This window comes from Chryseobacterium taichungense, assembly GCF_900109935.1.
GTDB classification, from domain to species: domain Bacteria; phylum Bacteroidota; class Bacteroidia; order Flavobacteriales; family Weeksellaceae; genus Chryseobacterium; species Chryseobacterium taichungense.
On sequence record NZ_FOBV01000001.1, the window covers coordinates 444,190 to 464,055 of the forward strand.

A 19,866-nucleotide genomic window follows, 5' to 3' on the forward strand; every position below is an offset into this window, starting at 1 on the left:
AATTGAATTTTATGACCCGAATCACAATATATTATAATATATAGAATAACTTTACTAGATGACAAAAAATAAACTCCTCAAGGGTTGTGAGGAGTTTAAAAGGGTATATGGGGTCTAAAAAAGTATCTTATCTTGCGGAATCAGTGCTGCTGCCCGAACCTTGTGCATTACGGTTAGATCCGCTTGTCGGTGTTGTAGCCTGACTGCCATTTCCGGATCCCTGATTCATCGCACTGTCTCGTACGCTGGCTGTTGTATCCATTGATGTTCCGGTACTTGTATTATCAGGAGAAATTGTTCCTGTAGTTGCAGAATCACTCATTGAGTTTTCATTCTGTGTTTCCTGCTTTTTGCAACTTACTGCAAATAGACTTGCTCCCAGCATTAATAGCATTACTTTTTTCATATAATAATTTTTGATGTGTGATATATTTTTCAAAATTAGACACTATTAAATGATAATTATATGAGTAAGATCATAATATGATGAAATCTTTGCAATTCTATTAAAATGATCGTATTCTTTTTAATAGATAATATTCTTAACCCTTTATTCATAGGATGTCTACAATGATAAACGCATATTATTATGATTATTTTTAAAATTTTAACATTACTTAACTGAATTTTGGCTTCATAATTGAAAATACCATATTACAAAAGTTAAGTCTTTTGGACCCTATTAAAATTTGAATTATGAAAAGTATAGTGTTGACAGGTTTATTATCAGTTTTTTTACTGACAGCCTGTAAAAAAGATGATCAGATCGCCGAAAAATCATTGGAACAACAGAAAATGGAATTCCAGATGAGACAACTTGAAATTGAAAAGCAGAAATTAGCTATTGAAAAAGAAAAAATGGCTTATGAAGCGCAGAAAAAGGCAGACAGCATCGCTGAAGTTCAACAGGCTAAAACTGCTGCAGCCAATTCAAAACCTCAGGTAATCAGAGAAACACATACAGTGTACAGAGACAGACCGAGCTCAAGTTCAAGTAACGGAACTTATGCAAACAATGGAAGCAGTGCCTCTCAGGGTACTACCCAGAAGAAAGGGATGAGTGAAGCTGCTAAAGGTACTATTATCGGTGCCGTAGGTGGAGCTGCGCTGGGAGCAATTGTTAATAAGAAAAGTCCGGGTGCGGGTGCCGCAATCGGTGGTGTAATTGGTGGTGCAACTGGGTACACACTTGGTAGAGCACAGGATAGAAAAAGCGGAAGAGTACAGCCACGTAATTAATTATTTTTCACAATAATTTAGAAAGATTGCTTAATTTTAAGCAATCTTTTTTTATGTTTTTAATTCTCCTTTCCAGTATTTTTCTGATTCCGGTTCTGATAGGTTGCGGAAAAGTATTTGATTGTGTTTTACCCAATCCTTTCGATGGGGTTTATGCTAAAGCTTTACACGGAATTTTTGGCATTTGCATTATCTGGACTATTCTGGCATTTTTTACTCCTTTAAATTCACCTGTAGAGATTAGCACAATGTTGATAGGTTTATTCTTTTTCTTTAAAGGAATAACTTACAAAGAATTTAATATTTTTTCTAAAAAAGATTATATTTTAACAATAGTCATTTCAGTGATCATTTTATTTTGCGGATCTTTTTATCCCTTCATTTTAGATCATTTCGGATATTACGTTCCAACCATAAAATGGCTGACTGAATTTGGAATAGTAAGAGGAATTTCAAACCTTGACCTTACTTTAGGACAAATATCTGTCTGGCATATATTTCAGGCTGGATTTTCAAATATTTCAGATCCTTTTCTGAGGATGAATTCAATATTACTCATCATCTATGCTTTGTATATTATTAAAGAAAAAAGCTGGATTCAGTTATGCTTCCTGCCTGTTTTGCTGTTATTTTGCCAGTCTCCAAGTCCTGATCTACCAGTCATTGTGTTTTCACTTATTATTTTAATGGAAATTTTAAAAGGAAACCAATCAACGGCTTCATTGTTTGCATTTTCTGTCTTTGTATTTGCCATCAAACCAACAATGATATGGCTGCCGATAGTAAGCTTCCTGTATTCTTTATTCATTATAAAATCATCATTAAAGATATTGATACCCGGCTTTTTGATCCTTATATTGTTTTTCGTTAAAAATATCTGGACATTCGGCTATCCTATTTTTCCAATTTCTATAGGCGATGTTTGTGTAAGCTGGAAACCCAATAAAGAAGTTTTACGGATTTCCTCCCAGTTTGCCATTCAGAAAACGTATGATATGCAGTACTCTTATCAGGAAATTTCCCGGTTTACTTTTGCAGACTATATTAAAAACTGGCTTTTTTTAGATGGGATAAAATCCGTAATTAATATTTCTTTTATAATAAGTATTATTGCACTTATCATTTTTAGCTTTATTAAAAAGAATAAGATCATTAGCCTGATTTGTTTTTCTATAATCATTAAAAGTATTTTGGTTATTTTATTCTCAGCTCAATACCGATTTTTTATTGATGTATTTTTTGTCATTTTCCTTCTGTTCTTTTTCAATTTCTTTAATAAAAAAAGATCAATTATAGTCTTCTCGATATTCAGTATAATAATCATCGGATTTCTTACTGTGCCCTCTATTCTTCAGACATATATTCCCAGCTTCAGGCTTGGAAATTTTATGGGGAGGATGAAAAAAGAACAGATTTACGTTCCTTCACAATATTCAAATCAGGAATTCAATAATTATAAAGTAGGAAATCTTTCATTTCACGTTTCTAAAAGATATCCATATAATTTTGATACTAAATTACCCGCTATTTCCGAAAGTTATATTTTTGATGATATAAAGGCCGGTATTTTCCCACAGCTGGCAGATAAAAAAAACATAAGAAAAGGTTTTACCTGGAAAACACTAGACGCAAAGGAAAGAGCACAAGCCGAAAAAGTAATTAATTCTATAAAAAATACCTATCAACAGAACAAATAGCCTTCATTCTATTTCTAAAGAAAAAGCTGTAAATTTGTATCATGTTAAATACTTTAGGTAATCTTCTCAGCCTTACAACATTTGGAGAAAGTCATGGCCCGGCTTATGGGGGTATCATCAATAATTTTCCGGCAGGTTTAGCTGTTGATCTTGACAAAGTACAATATGAGCTTGACCGTAGAAAACCGGGACAATCAGCCATCGTCACGCAAAGAAAAGAAAGTGACACCGTACAATTTCTTTCAGGTATTTTTGATGGAAAAACAACTGGAACTCCTATTGGTTTTATTATTGAAAATGAAAATCAGAAATCAAAGGATTATGATCATATTGCCAACTCATATCGCCCGAGCCATGCAGATTTCACCTATGACCAAAAGTACGGATTGAGAGATTATCGCGGCGGCGGAAAATCATCGGCACGTGAAACGATGAATTGGGTTGTTGCCGGAGCATTAGCAAAACAACTTTTAGCAGGAATTGAAATTAATGCTTACGTTTCTTCCGTAGGCGAAATTTTCTGTGAAAAACCTTATCAGGCTCTTGATTTTTCGAAAACGGAAAGCAATGAAGTGAGATGTCCGGATGCAGAAACTGCGGAGAAAATGATCGAAAGAATCAAAGAAATCAAAAAAGAAGGAAATACCATCGGTGGAACGATTACCTGTGTTATCAAAAATGTTCCGGTGGGAATCGGGGAACCTGTATTTTCAAAGCTTCAGGCAGAACTAGCCAAAGCAATGCTGAATATCAATGCCGCAAAAGGTTTTGAATACGGAAGCGGATTCTGCGGCGCTAAAATGACAGGAAAAGAGCACAATGATCTTTTTAATGAAGATTTTACCACAAAATCCAATCTTTCAGGAGGAATCCAGGGTGGAATTTCAAACGGAATGGATATTTATTTCCGGATAGCCTTCAAACCTGTTGCCACAATTTTAAGACCTCAGGAAAGCGTAGACAAAGACGGAAATCCTGTCATTGTTGAGGGAAAAGGGCGCCATGATCCTTGTGTACTTCCACGAGCAGTTCCTGTGGTGGAAAGCCTGGCAGCCTTTGTACTGGCGGATCTGTTTCTGATCAACAAAACAAGAAATATCAATCATTTTTAACATATAAATAGTAATGAAAAATTACTGGGACCAAAGTATTTCTTTTGAGGAGTACATAAAGATCGGAAAGCAAAGATTAGAAAATCCTGCCAATCAGCAGGATGTAGAATATAAAAAATATTACGAACTGGGGTTGCAGAGAATCGACCGCACATTAAAGAAATATATTCCGGACGAAGACCAGCTGAAAGAACTGGACGCAAAAAACTTTGACGGAAAAATTCTCATTATCTCTGAAGTTTGGTGTGGTGATGCGAGTGCGACCGTTCCGGCTTTGGTGAAATTTTTCGAAGGAAGAAACGAAGTTAGAATTTTCCTCAGAGACCGTGATAAAAGTTTAATTAATCAATTCCTGACCAACGGAACAGAATCGATTCCGAAAGTGATTATTCTTGACAATGATTTTAATGTTAAAAATTCATGGGGTCCGCGTCCTAAATTCGGTCATGATTTGTTGATGAAATATAAAGCTGATCCTGTAGCCTATCCGAAAGATCTTTTTTATAATGATCTTCAGATCTATTATGCTAAAAACAGAGGGAAAGATGCCGTGCAGGAAATTTTGGAATTGCTATAGTTTAAATCATTTAAAATGAAAAAAAATCTCATTTATCTCATATTAATCGTCATTATTGCAGTGATCGCTTTTGTTCCGGGAGTTAAAGAAAAAATTCAGGATACCTTCTTCCCTATTGCCACGATTGAAAATGCCGTTCATGTCAGTGATGAAGATTATGACATCGACCTTCAGGGAATCAATGTGCCGAGTACAAATCTTAAGGCATTTAAAGATAAGGCTGTATTCCTGAACTTCTGGGGGACCTGGTGCCCACCATGCAGAAAAGAATGGCCTTCGATACAGAAACTGTATGACACCCGAAAAGATCATGTAGATTTTGTTCTGATTGCCATGAATGATCAGGAAGACGCCGTAAGAAAATTTTTAAAGGAAAATAATTACAATGTTCCTGTTTATATTGCACAAAGTCCGATTTCAGAGAAGATCCTTCCGAAAGCGTTCCCAACCACTTACCTACTTGATAAGGACGGAAGAATCATCATCAAAGAAGATGCATCCAGAGACTGGAATACAGAATCTGTACATCAGTTTATCGATAATATCATAAAATAATTTAACTTTTAATAAGAGTTACTTGGTATAAATTTTGTGAAATCTGTACCATTGCAGAATTATTAAATTAAGCACAAAATGAAATATTCAAAATTAAGCCTGGCGAAAGAAGCCATTAATCATAAAGGTTTTGTAAGAAAAATTCCTGACATTTTCAGAATGGTAAGAATGTGGAGAAAAGGAGAATACCCAATGAGATCCATTGATATTATCCTGCCTCTTTTGGGAGTTTTATATATTATCTCACCGATTGATCTTCTTCCTGAAGTAGCAGTCCCTGTAATCGGAGTTTTGGACGATCTGGCAGTATTGTCAATTACGATTCCAAAACTTATCAAAGAAGTGGATAAATTTCTGCTTTGGGAGGCCGAACAAAAATTCAACGGCGGCAATACGAAAGTAATCGACGCCGAAATCGTAAAATAATCAAAACATCCTTTGGGATGTTTTTTTGTGACTAATGAATAAATTTATTATTTTAAAATTTACAATTCACTTACGAAGTAAAATTCACAATTGACTTTCAAGTTCATTTCCTTAAATTTGCAACATCTAATAAAAAATAATGGAAAGTAAAAAAGAATTCTTTTTAGAGTGCTATAAACTGGGCATCATCAAATTTGGAAGATTTACATTAAAAAGCGGCATCGAAAGTCCTTTTTATGTAGACTTAAGACCTTTGGCTTCAGATCCGAAAATTTTAAAAAACTTAGCCAATTATTTACTGGAAATGCTTCCTTTAGATAATTTTGATCTGATTTGTGGGGTTCCTTACGCTGCTCTTCCAATGGCTACAGCAATGTCTCTTGAAAGCTATATTCCATTAATTATAAAAAGAAAAGAAGCCAAAAATTACGGCACCAAGAAACTGATTGAAGGAATTTACCAGAAAGGACAAAACTGCCTTTTGGTGGAAGATGTTATCACTTCAGGAAAATCTTTAATTGAAACAATCGCAGAAGTTGAGCAGGAAGATCTAAAAGTTGCGGATATCGTTGTCGTTCTTGACAGGGAACAAGGCGGAAAAGAACTTCTGGAAAGCAAAGGATACAGAGTTCATACCCTTTTCAACATTTCGGAAGTGTGCTCGATTCTTCAGGAAAACGGAGAATTATCTGACGATGAAGTAAAAAGAATACAGGATTTTTTACAGGGAAATCACATTCAGTTTGAAGAGGTTACAAGAGCATCTTACGAACAGAAACTCAATACGGCACAGCATTCCGTATCTAAAAAACTACTGGAAACAGCATTGTCAAAGCAATCTAATCTAATTGCTTCTGCCGATGTCACAACAACGCAGGAATTACTGGATTTAGCTGAAAAGGTTGGGCCTCATGTAATTGCTTTAAAAACTCATATTGATATTATTTCCGATTTCGAATACGAAAAAACAATTACTCCATTAAAAGCTTTGGCTGCAAAGCACAATTTCCTGCTTATGGAAGACCGAAAATTTGCAGACATTGGTAATACGCAGGAACTTCAGTTTACAAGTGGAGTTTTCAAAATTACAGACTGGGCAGATTTTGTAACATCCCAGGTTATCGGAGGGTTTGAATCTTTGGATTGCTTTAGAAATGTAGGTGTTGTGGCTATCATCGGAATGTCTTCGAAAGGAGCCTTAACGACAAGTGCTTACAGAGAAGAAGCCCTGAAAGTAGCGGCATCTCACCCCAACGTAATTGGAGGTGTTTCTCAAAACCCGCTTCCTGAAGAAATGCTGTTGTTTACCCCGGGTGTTAATCTTGCAGATTCAGGTGACGGAAAAGGCCAACAGTACAATACGCCTGAGCATGTATTCAAAACACTTCATACAGACTTTATTATTGTAGGAAGAGGAATCTACAAATCTGAAAATCCTGCCGAAGCCGCAGTTACTTACAAAAACGAAGGCTGGAATGCTTATTTGAATTCTTTGAAAAAAAACTAACTGAGAGTTAATTTAAATTCAACAGACTTTCTGCAAAATACGTTATATTTGAAACCATATCACAGTTAATTGAGAAATATTTGTATTGGTCTTGCTTTGTTTTTGGGTGTTGCAGAGATTTCTGCACAGAAAGACAGCATTTATATTGAAGCCAGACTTTCTCCTGACAAAAAGCGGCTCAGCATCAATCAGGAGATGGTGTATTATAATAACTCGAAGCATGACCTTAATACGGTAAAGCTTCTCAACTGGGTTTCTGCCTATAATAAAAGAGGAACTTCACTGGTTTACCGAAAACTTGAAGACCGAAATACAGATCTCCATTTTGCAGAAAAAAGCGAACTGGGAAAATTACTGAACTTAAATATTAAAAACGCTGATCAGGAAATTCCTGTAAACAATATTTCAGATGAAAATTTTTTCCTGCCATTAAAAGAAATTTTAAAGCCGGGAGAAAAGGTAAAACTAAAGCTGCAGTATGAAATTCAGCTTCCTGATAAAAAATTTACAGGATATGGAACTTCTAATACCAATGTAGCCCTAAAATATTTCTTTATTGTTCCGGATCACTTTGATCCGGACAATATTTCCAAAAGGGATTATCACGATATCGAAGAATCGGTAAGTTTTAATACGTACTGGACCGTAAATTTTGATCTTCCGGTCAATTCATTTATTGAAAGTAATCTTCAGCAGTTTCAGATGAATTCTTTTAAAGGATATCTTGATTCTGATCCTGAATTCCTTATTTCACAAAACGAATATCCTTCGATCAATATCAACACAGAAGATATCAGGACGGAAATAAAATTCGGATACAATTTAAAACCTGAAGAGAAACAAAATCTGGAATTTTACCTTCCTTTACATTTAAAATTCATCAAAGACAGGATAGGCAGTATTCCTGAAAGAATTTTTATTTCAGATAAATTCCGGGCAAAAGAAGATTTTTTCGGTAATAACGATATTACATTCTGGAAATTCAGGTTCCAGCTCTTTACTGATGAGCAGAAAACAGATCTGGATTATTTTGGAATTGTCGCCAAAAAGGTTTTGGATGAAAGCATTATTACAGACAAGCAGAATTATCACTGGTTTAAAAATGGTTTAAAATCTTACCTTGAAATTCAGTATTTAAAGAAATTCTACCCAGAGACCAAATTATTAGGCACATTGCCGGAAACAAAAATTTTCGGAGTAAAACCTCTGAAATTATTTCACGCCTCGGATGTAAAGCTGATCGAGCGTTACGGACTTACGTACCAATATATAATGTCCCAAAACCTTGATCAGAAGATTGCTGAGAAATACGCAGTTCTGAGCAATTTTAATGACATGGCCATCAGCAGTTTTGAAACCGGAACATTATTTAATTATTCTGCCGACAAAATGGGCTATGAAAATTTTGATGCTTTGGTTCAGAATTTCATTGCAAAAAACACAGATAAAGAAGTCAATCCGAATGATTTTATAAAAGAACTGGCTGAAAAAGATAAAAGAACAGCTTACTTATCAGAGTTTTTACAACATAAGAACAGGGTAAATTTTAAGCTTAAAAGGTTTAAAAAGGAAGGAGATTCTCTCACGGTAAGAATTCAGAAAAATACACTTTCCAATATTCCTGTAAAGCTTGAAACCGAGTCGGAAGAAGGAAATAAAAACGAATATTGGGTAGAAACTGAGGAAAATAAAAAAAATACAACAATATCAATTCCTGATTTCAATACGCATAAAATCACACTTAACAACGAGTATATTTTCCCGGAAGCGAATTACAGGGATAATTTCCTGTATGCAAAAGGTTTTTTTTCCAACATGAGAAAAATTAAGCTTAAGCTGATCAAAGACATTCCGAATCCTGAATTTAATGAAATATACATCAGCCCGAGAGTTCGTTTCAATAACACGTATGATAAATTTTTAATTGGATTCAACTTTAAAAATCAGTCTTTTTTTGATCAGAAGTTTTTATATTCTTTTACACCAACATACAGTACGGGAACAGGACAGCTTACCGGTTCGGGGGCTGTCGCCTACTCTTTTCTTCCTGCAGAAAGTATTTTCAGAAGTCTGACCTTCGGAGTTTCAGGATCGTATTTCCACTATGATTATGACCTGGCTTACCGTAAAGGTTCAGTATATTCAAATTTAAATTTCAGAAAAAATCCGAGAAGTACTGTGGGCAGAAGCATCGGAATATCTTACAATTATTTTGAGAGAGATCTGAGTCCGCTTATGGTCGCCAATAATGACTATGATAAGTACAGCCTCTGGAGTGTGGGATATGGATACAACGACAGCCAGAGTATTCATGAGAAAAGCCTCGGTGTAAGTACACAGTGGATGGAAGATTTTCAAAAAGTAACTGCAGAAGGTTTTTACCGTTGGGAGTTTGCTCCCAGACAAAAGCTTAGTGTAAGATTGTTTGCCGGATATTTTGTGAAGAATAATACAAGAAATAATACCTTTAACTACGGAATTTCCAGGGTTTCAGATTATTCTTTTTCCTATAATCTCCTGGGACAAAGTGCAACTGGCGGAATTCTTTCACAACAGTTTATTCTGGCTGACGGTGGCTTTAAATCTTTTATTCCGGGAAGTGTCAATAAATGGATCACTTCAGTGAATGTAGATACCAGCGTATGGAAAATTTTTCACGTTTATGCAGACGCCGGAGTGTATGACAATAAAAATCAGTCAACCAAATTTATATGGGACAGTGGTATAAAAGTACGTGTCATTCCTGATTTCCTTGAAATCTATTTTCCCGTCCAATCTTCGTTAGGATTTGAGCCTGGTTTTAAAGATTATGCAAGACGCATTAGATATACATTAGTACTTAATTTAAATTCTATTATCAATGCCGCCAGAAGAGGCTGGTACTAAAAGAACAAAAACACCTCAGATTAAATTGTCTGAGGTATTTTTTTAAGTTTAAAGATTAATCTTTCAGTATTTTTTGAGAAACCGGCTTATTGTTTACAGTTGCTGTTACGATGTAATTTCCTTTTTGTAATTCAGCAATATTTAGTGACTCATTTTCTTTTGCCGAAGCTGTTTTTACGACCTGTCCGTACATGTTGAATATTTTCACATCGTTAGCCTGAGCTCCAAAAGTTATTTCTTCATTATTCACGAAAGTATTTTTCAAGACAGAGCCTTTTGTCTTTGTCAGATTATTAACTGCCAGACTTCCGGAATACTGCGTCCATAAAACATCGTCCAGAACAATTTGTTTTGATCCAGTTGACCTGAACTCAATAAGAACATCACCGGAAACATTTACATTTACCGTTCTGGTGTAGTTTGTATTCATTAGTGCCAGCGTATAAGTATCGACATTAATTCCATTTACATAAACCCCTATAGTTCTGTTAGAAGCAGTACCTGATGTAAAATATGACCGGACGGTATATGTCAGGGTACCTACTCCATTAGCTCCGGAATTTGCACTTAATGTTCTTGTCCCGCTATCACTGAATCCGATTGATGTTGCAGTAACATTATCAGTACTTGTTACTTTTCTAGCGCCAGAAAAAGCCCAGGTTACCCCATTATCTCCTGTGTAGCTGCCACTGGTGTATGAGGAAGAAGTAGCTGATAAATTAGTAAATGATTCGGAACCTTGTGCAGATAGAAAAGCCGTAAATGCAATAACGGCAATTAGAGAATAACTTTTTTTCATGTGTTAAAATTTAATTATTATTAATTTTCGGCGCGAAAATACATCAATTTTTCAATATTATACAATAAATTCATTAATTTTTTGTTAATAGCATTAAAACCAATTACATAAGCAATTTTTAAGTATTTTTACCGATTATTTCTAAAGGCTTGCGGAATTACATTCTGATATTCGTGTTATTTTTTATGGGTATATTCTCCGGAAATGCTCAGATATTCACGTGGAAAAATCCCAACCTTCCCCAAGACAGTCTGAAACAAGACAACATCAGACAGGACAGTATACTTGCCGCTAAATTTGAACAGGATATTTTTGCAAAAGACACGATGGATTTTGTAAAAACCAGCAACAGAATTATTGTTGACGAAGCTGTTCTCGCCAGAAATGATAAAAAAAGATTTTTAGGAGAATTAAACTCCAAAGGTTCCATCATCCGCGGAATTACGTTTGGTAATAACCAGGGACAGTCGGTACAAAGCTCTATGGATCTCCAGATTTCCGGAAGGCTTTCCAAAGACGTAACCATTCTTGCCAGTATTTCGGATCATAACCTGCCGATTCAGGCAGATGGATATACACAGACCCTCGAGGAATTTGATAAAATTTACATGCAGCTTAATATTAAGGATAAATCTATATTAAGAGCAGGACATCTGGACCTTGTTGAAGCCAAGAATTATTTCGCAAAATACCAGAGACGGAGTATGGGACTTGAGTTCCAGACAGAATTCGGGAAAGACAATAAAACATTTGTCGATGTATCGATGGGTGTTGCACGGAGTGAATTTCACCGAATTCGTTTTCAGGGTGTTGAAGGAAACCAGGGACCTTACCGTCTGACCGGTAAAAACGGGGAACAGTTCATCACGCTGATTTCCGGATCTGAGCAGGTTTTCATTGATGGGATTTTAATGAAACGTGGTGAAAACCAGGATTACATCATCAATTACAATACAGGTGAAGTTACTTTTACCAGTTTCCGCCCTATTTTCCAGCAGAATTTCATTACCATTTCCTACAATTACACCAACAGGAATTATTCAAGATATCTATTCACCGGAAAAGTTGAGCATAAAAGAGAAAAATTAAAGCTCGGACTCAACTGGTTTATGGAGAATGATAATAAAAATGCTCCGCTTGCTTTAAACCTTTCGCCGGAAGATCAGCAGATTCTGGCAGATGCAGGAAACGATCCTAACCTGATGTATGCGCCTTCCGGCGTCGTAACTGAATATGATGTGAATAAAATTCTTTATCGATTGGTTCAGAATTCTGGTGGAAACTACTATCAGTTCTCTACAGATGCATCCCAGACATTATACACGGTTTCCTTTACCTATTTTGGAGCAAATCTGGGAGATTATAAAATTACACAAACCACTAATAATGGTCGTGTTTTTGAATATGTAGGACCAAATATGGGAGATTACCGGGCGGTAAGAAAACTTCCTTCCCCGGAAAAATCACAAGTCTTTTCTTTCAATTCCGAATATGCATTAAAGGATGGAAAAATCGGAGCAGACATCTCATTAAGCAACTATGACGTCAATCTTTTTTCTTCTAAAGATTCCGATCAGAATATTGGATATGCATGGCGGATTTTCGGAAATAAAACTTTTACCAAAAACAACTGGAAAGGTACCCCGAACTTTGAATATCAATATATCGACAGGCAGTTCCATATTTTAGACAGGATCAATGATGTAGAATTCTCCAGAGATTTTAACCTTGCACAGGAATTCAGCGGAAGAACACAAAACAGATTTATTTTCAGTTTTTTAAATAAATGGAATAATAAATCGACCTTAAATTACAGGATAAATTACCTTGACGAACAGGATTCTTATAAAGGGATCAAAAACGATCTCGATTTCGGCTGGATCAGTGGAAAGTTCTTTACAAAAGGAAACCTGTCTTATCTGAATACAACTGCCATTCTTCAGGATACAAAATTCATCAGAGGAGGAGTTTCAACAGAATTTACAGGAAAAAAAGGCAGCTGGGCCGTCGGCGGAAGTATGGAGCACAACGAGAAAAAATATAATGATACCCAACTGATGGATGTAACGAGCTTTAGTTGGAGAGAAATTTTCGTTCAGAAAAAAATTGGAGACAGCGCCAGAACAAAATTACTGACCAAAGTATATATGCGGGACAATGACTCTGTACGCGACAACAGGCTTCAGAGTATGAATAATATTTTAGGTTTTATGGCAGAAAGCCAGATCATTAAAACTGAAAAAACAACGCTGAACGCACTCCTTCACTACCGTAAGTTCTTTTATCAGAATCAGGATATTGATGCTTCTAAAAATAATGACTTTGTGGTAGGAAACATCCTTTACAATCAGCAGCTTTTCAGAAACGGAATGCGGCTTCAGGCTTTCTATGAACTAGGAAATGGTCAGGAAGCCCAGCGTGAATTTCAATATATAAAAGTAACCGATGGTCAGGGTATTTATAAATGGACCGATTATAATGGCGATGGAATTCAGCAGCTTGACGAGTTTGAAATCGCGGAATATTCGGATCTGGCACAATATATCAGGATTTACACCAATTCTGTCCGGTATATTCCTTCCAATAAAAATAAAATTCAGCTGGCTTTATTTGTCAATCCTTCGATTGTTTTTAATTCGGAAAATAAATTTTTAAAGCGCTGGAATTTTAATATTTCACTCAATTCACAAAACTCATTTTACAAAAAGGATAAAGTTCTGGTGCTAAATCCTTTCGAAAAGAATGATGATCAGATTCTGAAGAATCAGAATATTCTGGCATCCGCACAATTCAGTCCGACGGAAAAATCCGGTTGGAACGGAAACTACAGGTTTATATCCAATGACAACCTCATCAATGCCAATTTCAGTAATGAAGAGCGGGAACAGATTTCACACTTTTTAAATATTGGATATTGGTTTAATAAAGAATTCAGGATCGACTGGGAAAATTCCGTACATGACATCAGAAACTCTTCGCAATTATTTGCAACGAGAGATTACCGTCTGAATAATTTTGAAACCAAGCCTAAAGCCACCTATAAATTCACTGATGCAATACAGGCCGAGCTTTCTTCTGCTTTCCGGCAAAAAGACAGAATTGACGGGGAAGAACTTCTCAAGGCTTTCGATATTACCGGAACCATCCAGTGGGAACGCCGGAAAACTTCTATCCGGGGAAACTTTTCATTTATCAATAACAATTTTACGGGAAACAATTTCAGTATCGTAGGAAACCAGATGCTGGACGGACTTAAACCCGGAAAAAACCAGGTTTGGAGTGTATTTATCCAGCAGGCGATCAATTCTTTTCTTCAATTAAACTTGAACTATGAAGGCAGAAATTCCGGAGATCGAACCATTCACATAGGAAGCATGCAGGTGAAAGCGAGCTTTTAAGTTTGAGAGTATCAGGGTTTGAGAATTTGATCGTGGATATTTTACTTATGGCTTTATCATCATTTACGCTCATAGATATTATCATATTTTCAAGTGGCTGGAATTTTGTAAATTTGTACCATGATAAAAATTGGCAACATAGAACTGCCGGAATTTCCGCTTTTACTGGCACCAATGGAGGACGTAAGCGATCCACCTTTCAGGAGGTTATGCAAAATGCATGGTGCAGATTTGATGTATTCTGAATTTATCTCTTCAGAAGGGTTAATTCGTGATGCCATCAAGAGCAGAAAAAAACTGGATATTTTTGATTACGAAAGACCTGTCGGAATTCAGATCTTTGGCGGAGACGAGGAAGCAATGGCCATGTCAGCGAGAATTGTCGAGACCGTAAATCCTGATCTGGTAGATATCAATTTCGGATGTCCTGTAAAAAAAGTAGTTTGCAAAGGTGCCGGAGCCGGAGTTTTAAAAGATATTGATTTAATGGTTCGCCTTACAAAAGCTGTTGTTAGCTCAACCAGCTTGCCTGTAACCGTTAAAACCCGTCTGGGCTGGGACAGCACCTCCATTAATATCGATGAGGTTGCTGAACGTCTTCAGGAAACCGGTATTAAAGCTTTGACGATTCATGCCAGAACCCGTGCGCAGATGTATAAAGGTGAGGCAGACTGGGAACATATTTCACGAATTAAACAAAATCCTAATATTGAGATTCCGATCTTTGGAAATGGTGATATTGATTCTCCTGAAAAAGCTTTAGAATATAAACAAAAATATGCCTGCGACGGCATCATGATTGGCCGTGCAGCTATCGGATATCCTTGGGTATTTAATGAAATCAAGCATTTCTTTAAAACAGGTGAACATTTACCAGCGCCAACCATCGATGACCGATTATTAGCGGTTCGCCAACATGCAGAGTGGAGTGCGGAATGGAAAGGGGAAAGATTAGGATTAATTGAAATGAGGCAACACTACAGCAACTATTTCCGTGGAGTTCCTCATTTTAAAGATTTCAGAAAGAAGTTTTTGGAAGTATTTACTTTGGAAGAAATGGATGCATTAATTCATGAGACAAAAGAATTTTACTCAGAATATTTAGCCTCACAACAAGCATAAAAAACAAAACCATCAGTATATTTCTGATGGCTTTTTATTTTAATATCCTTCTTCCGAGGATTTATTTTTTATTAGCGCTAACGCCGAGGAAGTTCCTATTCTTTTAACGCCCATGCTGATCATTTTTTCGGCATCTTCAGGCGTTCTTACCCCGCCTGCTGCCTTTACGGGAAGTTCCCCGGCATTGTCAAGCATAATTTTTACACCTTCAAATGTAGCACCGTTTGGTTTGCCGTTTTCTGTTTCGAAGAATCCCGTAGAAGATTTTACAAATATTTTAGGCCATTCATTTTCGGAAAAATTTTCTTTCGCCCAGTTTGAAATATTTTTAGTGAGATCCGCAATCTGATCATCATGCAATGCTGCAATTTCTATAATCCATTTTGCAATTTTATGATGCTGCATGCACAATTGTGTACACTTTATAAATTCCTCTTTTACTAGATTCAATTCTCCTTTCAGATAGGCATTATAATTAATCACAAAGTCCAATTCATCAGCTCCGTCGGCAATCGCCTTTTCAGCTTCCGCAATTTTTTCGTTTATGGAATATGTTCCTTCATGGAAACCGATTACCGTCCCTACTACAACATTTGAATGCCTTTCCTGAATATACTTTTTGATTTCAGATACATAATCCGGACGGATCATGACGGCGAAAATTTTATTGTCGATCGCTTCCTGTGCAAGATCTTTATCTTTCTGTAAAGTTTCTTCAGCTGAAAGTCCTGATTGTTCCGGAGTTTTCAGATAGGTTGAATCCAAATATTGAGCAATGTTCATCATAATTTATACTTTCAGTTGTCTGTAAATACCTTGTTCCAAAGATATGAAAGTTTCTGTTCTTGTTACGCCTTTCAGCTTCTGAAGTTTGCTGAGGATCTGCATCAGGTGATCATTATCCTTACAGAGCACTTTCAGGAAAATGGTATAATTTCCGGTGGTATAATGAGCTTCAACAACCTCATTAATTTCCTTTAATGCTTTTACCATATCAGGATAATGACTTGGTTTATCGAGAAATACGCCGATATACGAAATAACTTTATAGCCGATCTTTTTAGGATTAAGAAACGAAATAGAATTTTCAATCACGCCCGCCTGCTCAAGTTTTTTTATTCTTTGATGCACTGCAGTTGTTGAAATGCCTACGCCTTTAGAAATATGTGATAAAGATGTTTTGGAATTATCCATCAACATATAAATAATTTCTTTGTCGATCGAATCTAACTGATAGCTAGTGTTGTCTGAATTTTTCATTCTCTACTTAATTTATATTTTCACATTTGTTTTTTCTTTACCGAGTGTCACAAAAACCGGAAAATGGTCGCTGTAACCACCCAAATACCGTGTTCCGGAATAGGTACGGAACGGCCTGCCCTCAAATCTTTTGTCACGGCTGCTGATTTTTGCAGATTTAAATATTTCAGCGCTTTGAAAAAAAAGCGTATGATCTTCCGTAAAAAAAGATTCAGATAATATGATCTGATCAAACAGCAATCCTGATTTGTAATGAAAAGTAGAATAATTTCCTGTAGAAAACAATTGCTGAAAAGGATTTTCTAATATCTTTTCTTGCGCATTGCCATAGAGAATTTTTGCTAAATTTTCATCATCTGGGTTTTCGTTAAAATCACCACACAGGATCACATTCCCATTATCATTCGCAATATCCAAAATCCTTTTACGGATCTCATTGAGTATAAAAAGTCTTTTAGGTTTATTGATATCTTTTTCGCGCTTGGAGGGAAGATGCACTACAAAGACATGGATAACCTCTTCTTTATACTTTAGTTTTGAATAAAGCACATCCCTTGTCGTATCGTAATTTTCTGTGTTTTTATTTTCTATTTCAAAGAAGAAAGTAATAGCTTCCGAGCTTATCACCTCCACTTTGTTTTTATCATACAGCAGGGCTACATCAACTTTTCTTTCGTCCCTGGAATTGTAATGCACAATGCCATATTGTGAATTGAAAGGCTCCAGCTGTATAAGCTCCTCCAGAACCTTCCTTCCGGAAACCTCTGAAAGACCGATAATAAAGGGGAGAACGGCACTCTGTTCCTTTATCATCTGAAAAACATGTGCGATTTTAAAAAGTTTGTTTTTATATTTTCTCTCATCCCAGTTCCTCAATCCTGAATTGGTAGGATCCAGTTTGTGCTTAGGTTTAGGATCAGGTAAGAATAAATTTTCAACATTATAAAAACTAAACAGTTCCATCAACACGCTTTTCTAATTATTAAAACTTTCATTTTAATTTTCAGGATGTAAATTTATTATTTTATTTAATAAATCATTAATTATTTCGTAAAATTTTCGCATTAATTTTAGATTTAAATAAACACATTTAGATGAAAAATTTAAATTATAAAGCACATAAAGCATTAAATATTTAAACTTTTAAAAACTTTCATTCTAAAAAAACAAAACAATCAAGTACGTAAATTTAACATTTTATAGAATAAAATACTATTAAAAATTCAAAAAGATTAATATTTTAAACTATAAAACACTCAAAAGCAAATATTATTCCGATTTAAATCATTTAATTAAACATAAAATTTATAAACGGTAATATTTTAATCAAATAAGTACTTTTAAAGTAAATCCGGCCGCTTTTCTTTTGTTATCCTTACTGCTTCATCGTGACGCCATTCCTCTATTTTTGCAAAATTTCCACTGAGAAGAACTTTCGGTACTTCAAGTCCTTTATAAACTTCGGGCCTTGTGTAAATGGGAGGAGACAGAAGATCATCCTGAAAACTATCAGTAAGAGCACTCTGTTCATCATTTAAAACACCGGGAAGCAGACGGATTACAGAATCCGCAAGAACACAGGCCGCGAGCTCGCCACCCGTAAGTACATAATCCCCGATCGATATTTCCTTTGTGATGTGAAGATCTCTCACACGCTGGTCAATTCCTTTGTAATGACCACATAAGAAAATAAGATTCTGTTTAATAGAAAGTGTATTGGCAATTTTCTGATTCAAAGTAATGCCGTCGGGAGTAAGATAAATAATTTCATCATACGTTCTCTGTGATTTTAACTCAGAAATGCATTTATCCAGGGGTTCCACCATCATCACCATACCTGCACCACCGCCATAGGGTTCATCGTCGATTTGTCTGTGCTTATTAATTGCCCAGTCTCTCAGATGATGGAAATGTACTTCTGCAAGCCCTTTATCCATTGCTCTTTTTAAAATAGAAGTTTTAAAGGGGCTTTCCATGAGTTCCGGAAGCACGCTTATGATATCAATTCTCATTGTAAAGTTTCGTTTTTCTTATTTGGCGAAATTATTAATCGTAAGGAAGAGTCTTTGTTGAAATAGCTCCACATCCAGTTGAAGAATACGGCAAGTTTGTTTCTGACGCTCAAAATTAACATTAAATGTAAAAACATCCAGAAATACCAAGCCAGAAATCCCTGAAATTTAATGAAAGGTAAATCGACAACCGCTCTGTGTTTTCCGATAGTTGCCAGAGAACCTTTATCAATATATTCAAATTCTTCCCAGTCGGCTCTATTTTTCTTTAAAAGATTTTTACCTAAATTTTTCGCCTGATTAATCGCTACGTTTGCTACCTGCGGATGGCCATGCGGATATTTCGGAGTTTCCATATAGGCAATATCGCCAATCGCAAAAATGTTTTCGTAGCCTTTTATTTTATTATATCGGTCGGTTGTATATCTGTTTTTTACCAATATTTCCTGAGGAAAACCGTCTACAACATTTCCTGTTACACCCGCCGCCCAGATCACGTTGTTGGAAGGGATTGTTTTTCCGCTTTTCATATACACTTTATCACCATCATAATCGGTGACATATTCCTGGCTCAGAAAAGTAACTCCAAGATCTTTAAGATATTCTTCGGATTTATTCTGCGCTTCGGTGCTCATCACGGCAAGTGGCTTTTCTGTAGAGCTCACCAGGATGATCTGAAGATGATTGAAGTTCATGTAAGGATAATCTCTCGGAAGAATTTCTTTTTTCATTTCCGCGAAAGCGCCGGCGAGTTCAACCCCTGTCGGGCCACTTCCTACAATCACGATATTCCAATTTCCGTCGTCACTTCTGCTTTTTTCAAGAATCAGCTTTTCGAAGGTCATCAGCACATGATTTCTAATTCCGATCGCTTCCTGTGTATTTTTCATTCCGAAAGCTCTGCCTTCGAGATCTTTATTTCCGAAAAAATTGGTTTTGCAGCCGGTAGCGATAACGAGCTTATCATAACTGAATTCCGCTTCGTCTGTGATTACCTTATTATTGACCGTATCAATTTCTTTAACTTCCGTAAGCCTGAACTGTGTATTTCTGGAACGCTGAAAGATTTTTCTGAACGGAAAAGAAATATTGGAAGGCTCAATCCTCCCACACGCTACCTGATAGAAAAGAGGCTGAAACATATGATGGTTTACTCTGTCTAAAACAATTACTTTTTTGTTTTTGTTATTCAATGTTTTCGCAAGTTGCAGCCCCGCAAAACCTCCTCCTATGATGATGATCTTTTCGCGTGTTTCCATAGTACACAAATTTACTG

17 protein-coding genes are annotated in these 19,866 nt (G+C 36.0%); 10 read left to right on the plus strand and 7 right to left on the minus strand.

Annotated elements, in window-relative coordinates; genetic code table 11:
* Nucleotides 1-127: 127 nt before the first annotated feature.
* Complete coding sequence (locus BMW64_RS02100) at nucleotides 128-406, minus strand: hypothetical protein (RefSeq protein ID WP_089998189.1); 279 nt, start codon at nucleotides 404-406, stop codon at nucleotides 128-130.
* 290 nt (nucleotides 407-696) lie between these two features.
* On the opposite strand from BMW64_RS02100, the gene BMW64_RS02105 reads away from it, so the two are divergent.
* The 8 genes from BMW64_RS02105 to BMW64_RS02140 all read left to right on the plus strand — a co-directional run bounded on the left by BMW64_RS02105 (nucleotide 697) and on the right by BMW64_RS02140 (nucleotide 9,999).
* Nucleotides 697-1,239, plus strand: coding sequence for a YMGG-like glycine zipper-containing protein (locus BMW64_RS02105; protein WP_089998190.1), 543 nt, complete (start codon nucleotides 697-699; stop codon nucleotides 1,237-1,239).
* 53 nt (nucleotides 1,240-1,292) lie between these two features.
* A complete protein-coding gene (locus BMW64_RS02110; RefSeq protein ID WP_089998191.1) occupies nucleotides 1,293-2,936 on the plus strand; it encodes an LIC_10190 family membrane protein in 1,644 nt (547 codons plus the stop codon).
* A gap of 41 nt (nucleotides 2,937-2,977) precedes the next feature.
* On the plus strand, nucleotides 2,978-4,048 hold the full coding sequence (aroC, locus tag BMW64_RS02115) for a chorismate synthase (protein ID WP_089998192.1): 1,071 nt from the start codon (nucleotides 2,978-2,980) through the stop codon (nucleotides 4,046-4,048).
* A 13-nt stretch (nucleotides 4,049-4,061) separates the two neighbouring features.
* Nucleotides 4,062-4,625, plus strand: a complete 564-nt coding sequence (locus tag BMW64_RS02120) for a thioredoxin family protein (protein ID WP_089998193.1) — start codon at nucleotides 4,062-4,064, stop codon at nucleotides 4,623-4,625.
* A 15-nt stretch (nucleotides 4,626-4,640) separates the two neighbouring features.
* The gene (locus tag BMW64_RS02125) at nucleotides 4,641-5,180 is read left to right on the plus strand and encodes a TlpA family protein disulfide reductase (RefSeq protein ID WP_089998194.1); all 540 of its coding nucleotides are present in this window, start codon (nucleotides 4,641-4,643) and stop codon (nucleotides 5,178-5,180) included.
* 78 nt (nucleotides 5,181-5,258) lie between these two features.
* Entirely contained in the window at nucleotides 5,259-5,606 is a 348-nt protein-coding gene (locus BMW64_RS02130) for a YkvA family protein (protein ID WP_089998195.1), read from the plus strand.
* Between the two features lie 139 nt (nucleotides 5,607-5,745).
* A complete protein-coding gene (pyrF, locus tag BMW64_RS02135) occupies nucleotides 5,746-7,113 on the plus strand; it encodes an orotidine-5'-phosphate decarboxylase (RefSeq protein ID WP_089998196.1) in 1,368 nt (455 codons plus the stop codon).
* 69 nt (nucleotides 7,114-7,182) lie between these two features.
* The gene (locus BMW64_RS02140; protein WP_228400819.1) at nucleotides 7,183-9,999 is read left to right on the plus strand and encodes a gluzincin family metallopeptidase; all 2,817 of its coding nucleotides are present in this window, start codon (nucleotides 7,183-7,185) and stop codon (nucleotides 9,997-9,999) included.
* A 55-nt stretch (nucleotides 10,000-10,054) separates the two neighbouring features.
* On the opposite strand, the gene BMW64_RS02145 is transcribed toward BMW64_RS02140, so the two are convergent.
* Nucleotides 10,055-10,798, minus strand: coding sequence for a T9SS type A sorting domain-containing protein (locus tag BMW64_RS02145; protein WP_089998197.1), 744 nt, complete (start codon nucleotides 10,796-10,798; stop codon nucleotides 10,055-10,057).
* A 185-nt stretch (nucleotides 10,799-10,983) separates the two neighbouring features.
* Here BMW64_RS02145 and BMW64_RS02150 point away from each other — a divergent pair, with 185 nt between their 5' ends.
* The gene (locus BMW64_RS02150; protein WP_089998198.1) at nucleotides 10,984-14,196 is read left to right on the plus strand and encodes a hypothetical protein; all 3,213 of its coding nucleotides are present in this window, start codon (nucleotides 10,984-10,986) and stop codon (nucleotides 14,194-14,196) included.
* Between the two features lie 120 nt (nucleotides 14,197-14,316).
* Entirely contained in the window at nucleotides 14,317-15,318 is a 1,002-nt protein-coding gene (gene dusB / locus BMW64_RS02155) for a tRNA dihydrouridine synthase DusB (protein WP_089998199.1), read from the plus strand.
* Between the two features lie 39 nt (nucleotides 15,319-15,357).
* Here dusB and deoC read toward each other — a convergent pair whose 3' ends face one another.
* From deoC to BMW64_RS02180, 5 genes are all read right to left on the minus strand, one after another.
* The gene (gene deoC / locus BMW64_RS02160; protein WP_089998200.1) at nucleotides 15,358-16,104 is read right to left on the minus strand and encodes a deoxyribose-phosphate aldolase; all 747 of its coding nucleotides are present in this window, start codon (nucleotides 16,102-16,104) and stop codon (nucleotides 15,358-15,360) included.
* 3 nt (nucleotides 16,105-16,107) lie between these two features.
* Complete coding sequence (locus BMW64_RS02165) at nucleotides 16,108-16,578, minus strand: Lrp/AsnC family transcriptional regulator (protein WP_042720690.1); 471 nt, start codon at nucleotides 16,576-16,578, stop codon at nucleotides 16,108-16,110.
* Nucleotides 16,579-16,590: 12 nt separating this feature from the next.
* Nucleotides 16,591-17,541 carry an endonuclease/exonuclease/phosphatase family protein gene (locus BMW64_RS02170; RefSeq protein ID WP_089998201.1) on the minus strand — a complete coding sequence of 317 codons (951 nt, stop codon included), beginning with the start codon at nucleotides 17,539-17,541 and terminating at the stop codon, nucleotides 16,591-16,593.
* 377 nt (nucleotides 17,542-17,918) lie between these two features.
* Nucleotides 17,919-18,590 carry a tRNA (guanosine(37)-N1)-methyltransferase TrmD gene (gene trmD / locus BMW64_RS02175; protein ID WP_089998202.1) on the minus strand — a complete coding sequence of 224 codons (672 nt, stop codon included), beginning with the start codon at nucleotides 18,588-18,590 and terminating at the stop codon, nucleotides 17,919-17,921.
* Nucleotides 18,587-19,849: an NAD(P)/FAD-dependent oxidoreductase gene (locus tag BMW64_RS02180; protein ID WP_089998203.1), complete on the minus strand. Its 1,263-nt coding sequence runs from the start codon at nucleotides 19,847-19,849 to the stop codon at nucleotides 18,587-18,589. Before BMW64_RS02180 ends, trmD begins: the two co-directional genes overlap by 4 nt.
* Between the last annotated feature and the right edge of the window lie 17 nt (nucleotides 19,850-19,866).

Bases quoted from the DNA above. Each gene is read 5' to 3' on its own strand.
- pyrF (WP_089998196.1), top strand. From the start codon at position 5,746: ATGGAAAGTAAAAAAGAATTCTTTTTAGAGTGCTATAAACTGGGCATC.
- deoC (WP_089998200.1), bottom strand. From the start codon at position 16,104: ATGATGAACATTGCTCAATATTTGGATTCAACCTATCTGAAAACTCCG.
- BMW64_RS02100 (WP_089998189.1), bottom strand. From the start codon at position 406: ATGAAAAAAGTAATGCTATTAATGCTGGGAGCAAGTCTATTTGCAGTA.
- BMW64_RS02110 (WP_089998191.1), top strand. From the start codon at position 1,293: ATGTTTTTAATTCTCCTTTCCAGTATTTTTCTGATTCCGGTTCTGATA.
- dusB (WP_089998199.1), top strand. From the start codon at position 14,317: ATGATAAAAATTGGCAACATAGAACTGCCGGAATTTCCGCTTTTACTG.
- BMW64_RS02125 (WP_089998194.1), top strand. From the start codon at position 4,641: ATGAAAAAAAATCTCATTTATCTCATATTAATCGTCATTATTGCAGTG.
- BMW64_RS02180 (WP_089998203.1), bottom strand. From the start codon at position 19,849: ATGGAAACACGCGAAAAGATCATCATCATAGGAGGAGGTTTTGCGGGG.
- trmD (WP_089998202.1), bottom strand. From the start codon at position 18,590: ATGAGAATTGATATCATAAGCGTGCTTCCGGAACTCATGGAAAGCCCC.
- BMW64_RS02105 (WP_089998190.1), top strand. From the start codon at position 697: ATGAAAAGTATAGTGTTGACAGGTTTATTATCAGTTTTTTTACTGACA.
- BMW64_RS02165 (WP_042720690.1), bottom strand. From the start codon at position 16,578: ATGAAAAATTCAGACAACACTAGCTATCAGTTAGATTCGATCGACAAA.
- aroC (WP_089998192.1), top strand. From the start codon at position 2,978: ATGTTAAATACTTTAGGTAATCTTCTCAGCCTTACAACATTTGGAGAA.
- BMW64_RS02130 (WP_089998195.1), top strand. From the start codon at position 5,259: ATGAAATATTCAAAATTAAGCCTGGCGAAAGAAGCCATTAATCATAAA.
- BMW64_RS02145 (WP_089998197.1), bottom strand. From the start codon at position 10,798: ATGAAAAAAAGTTATTCTCTAATTGCCGTTATTGCATTTACGGCTTTT.
- BMW64_RS02150 (WP_089998198.1), top strand. From the start codon at position 10,984: ATGGGTATATTCTCCGGAAATGCTCAGATATTCACGTGGAAAAATCCC.
- BMW64_RS02120 (WP_089998193.1), top strand. From the start codon at position 4,062: ATGAAAAATTACTGGGACCAAAGTATTTCTTTTGAGGAGTACATAAAG.
- BMW64_RS02170 (WP_089998201.1), bottom strand. From the start codon at position 17,541: ATGGAACTGTTTAGTTTTTATAATGTTGAAAATTTATTCTTACCTGAT.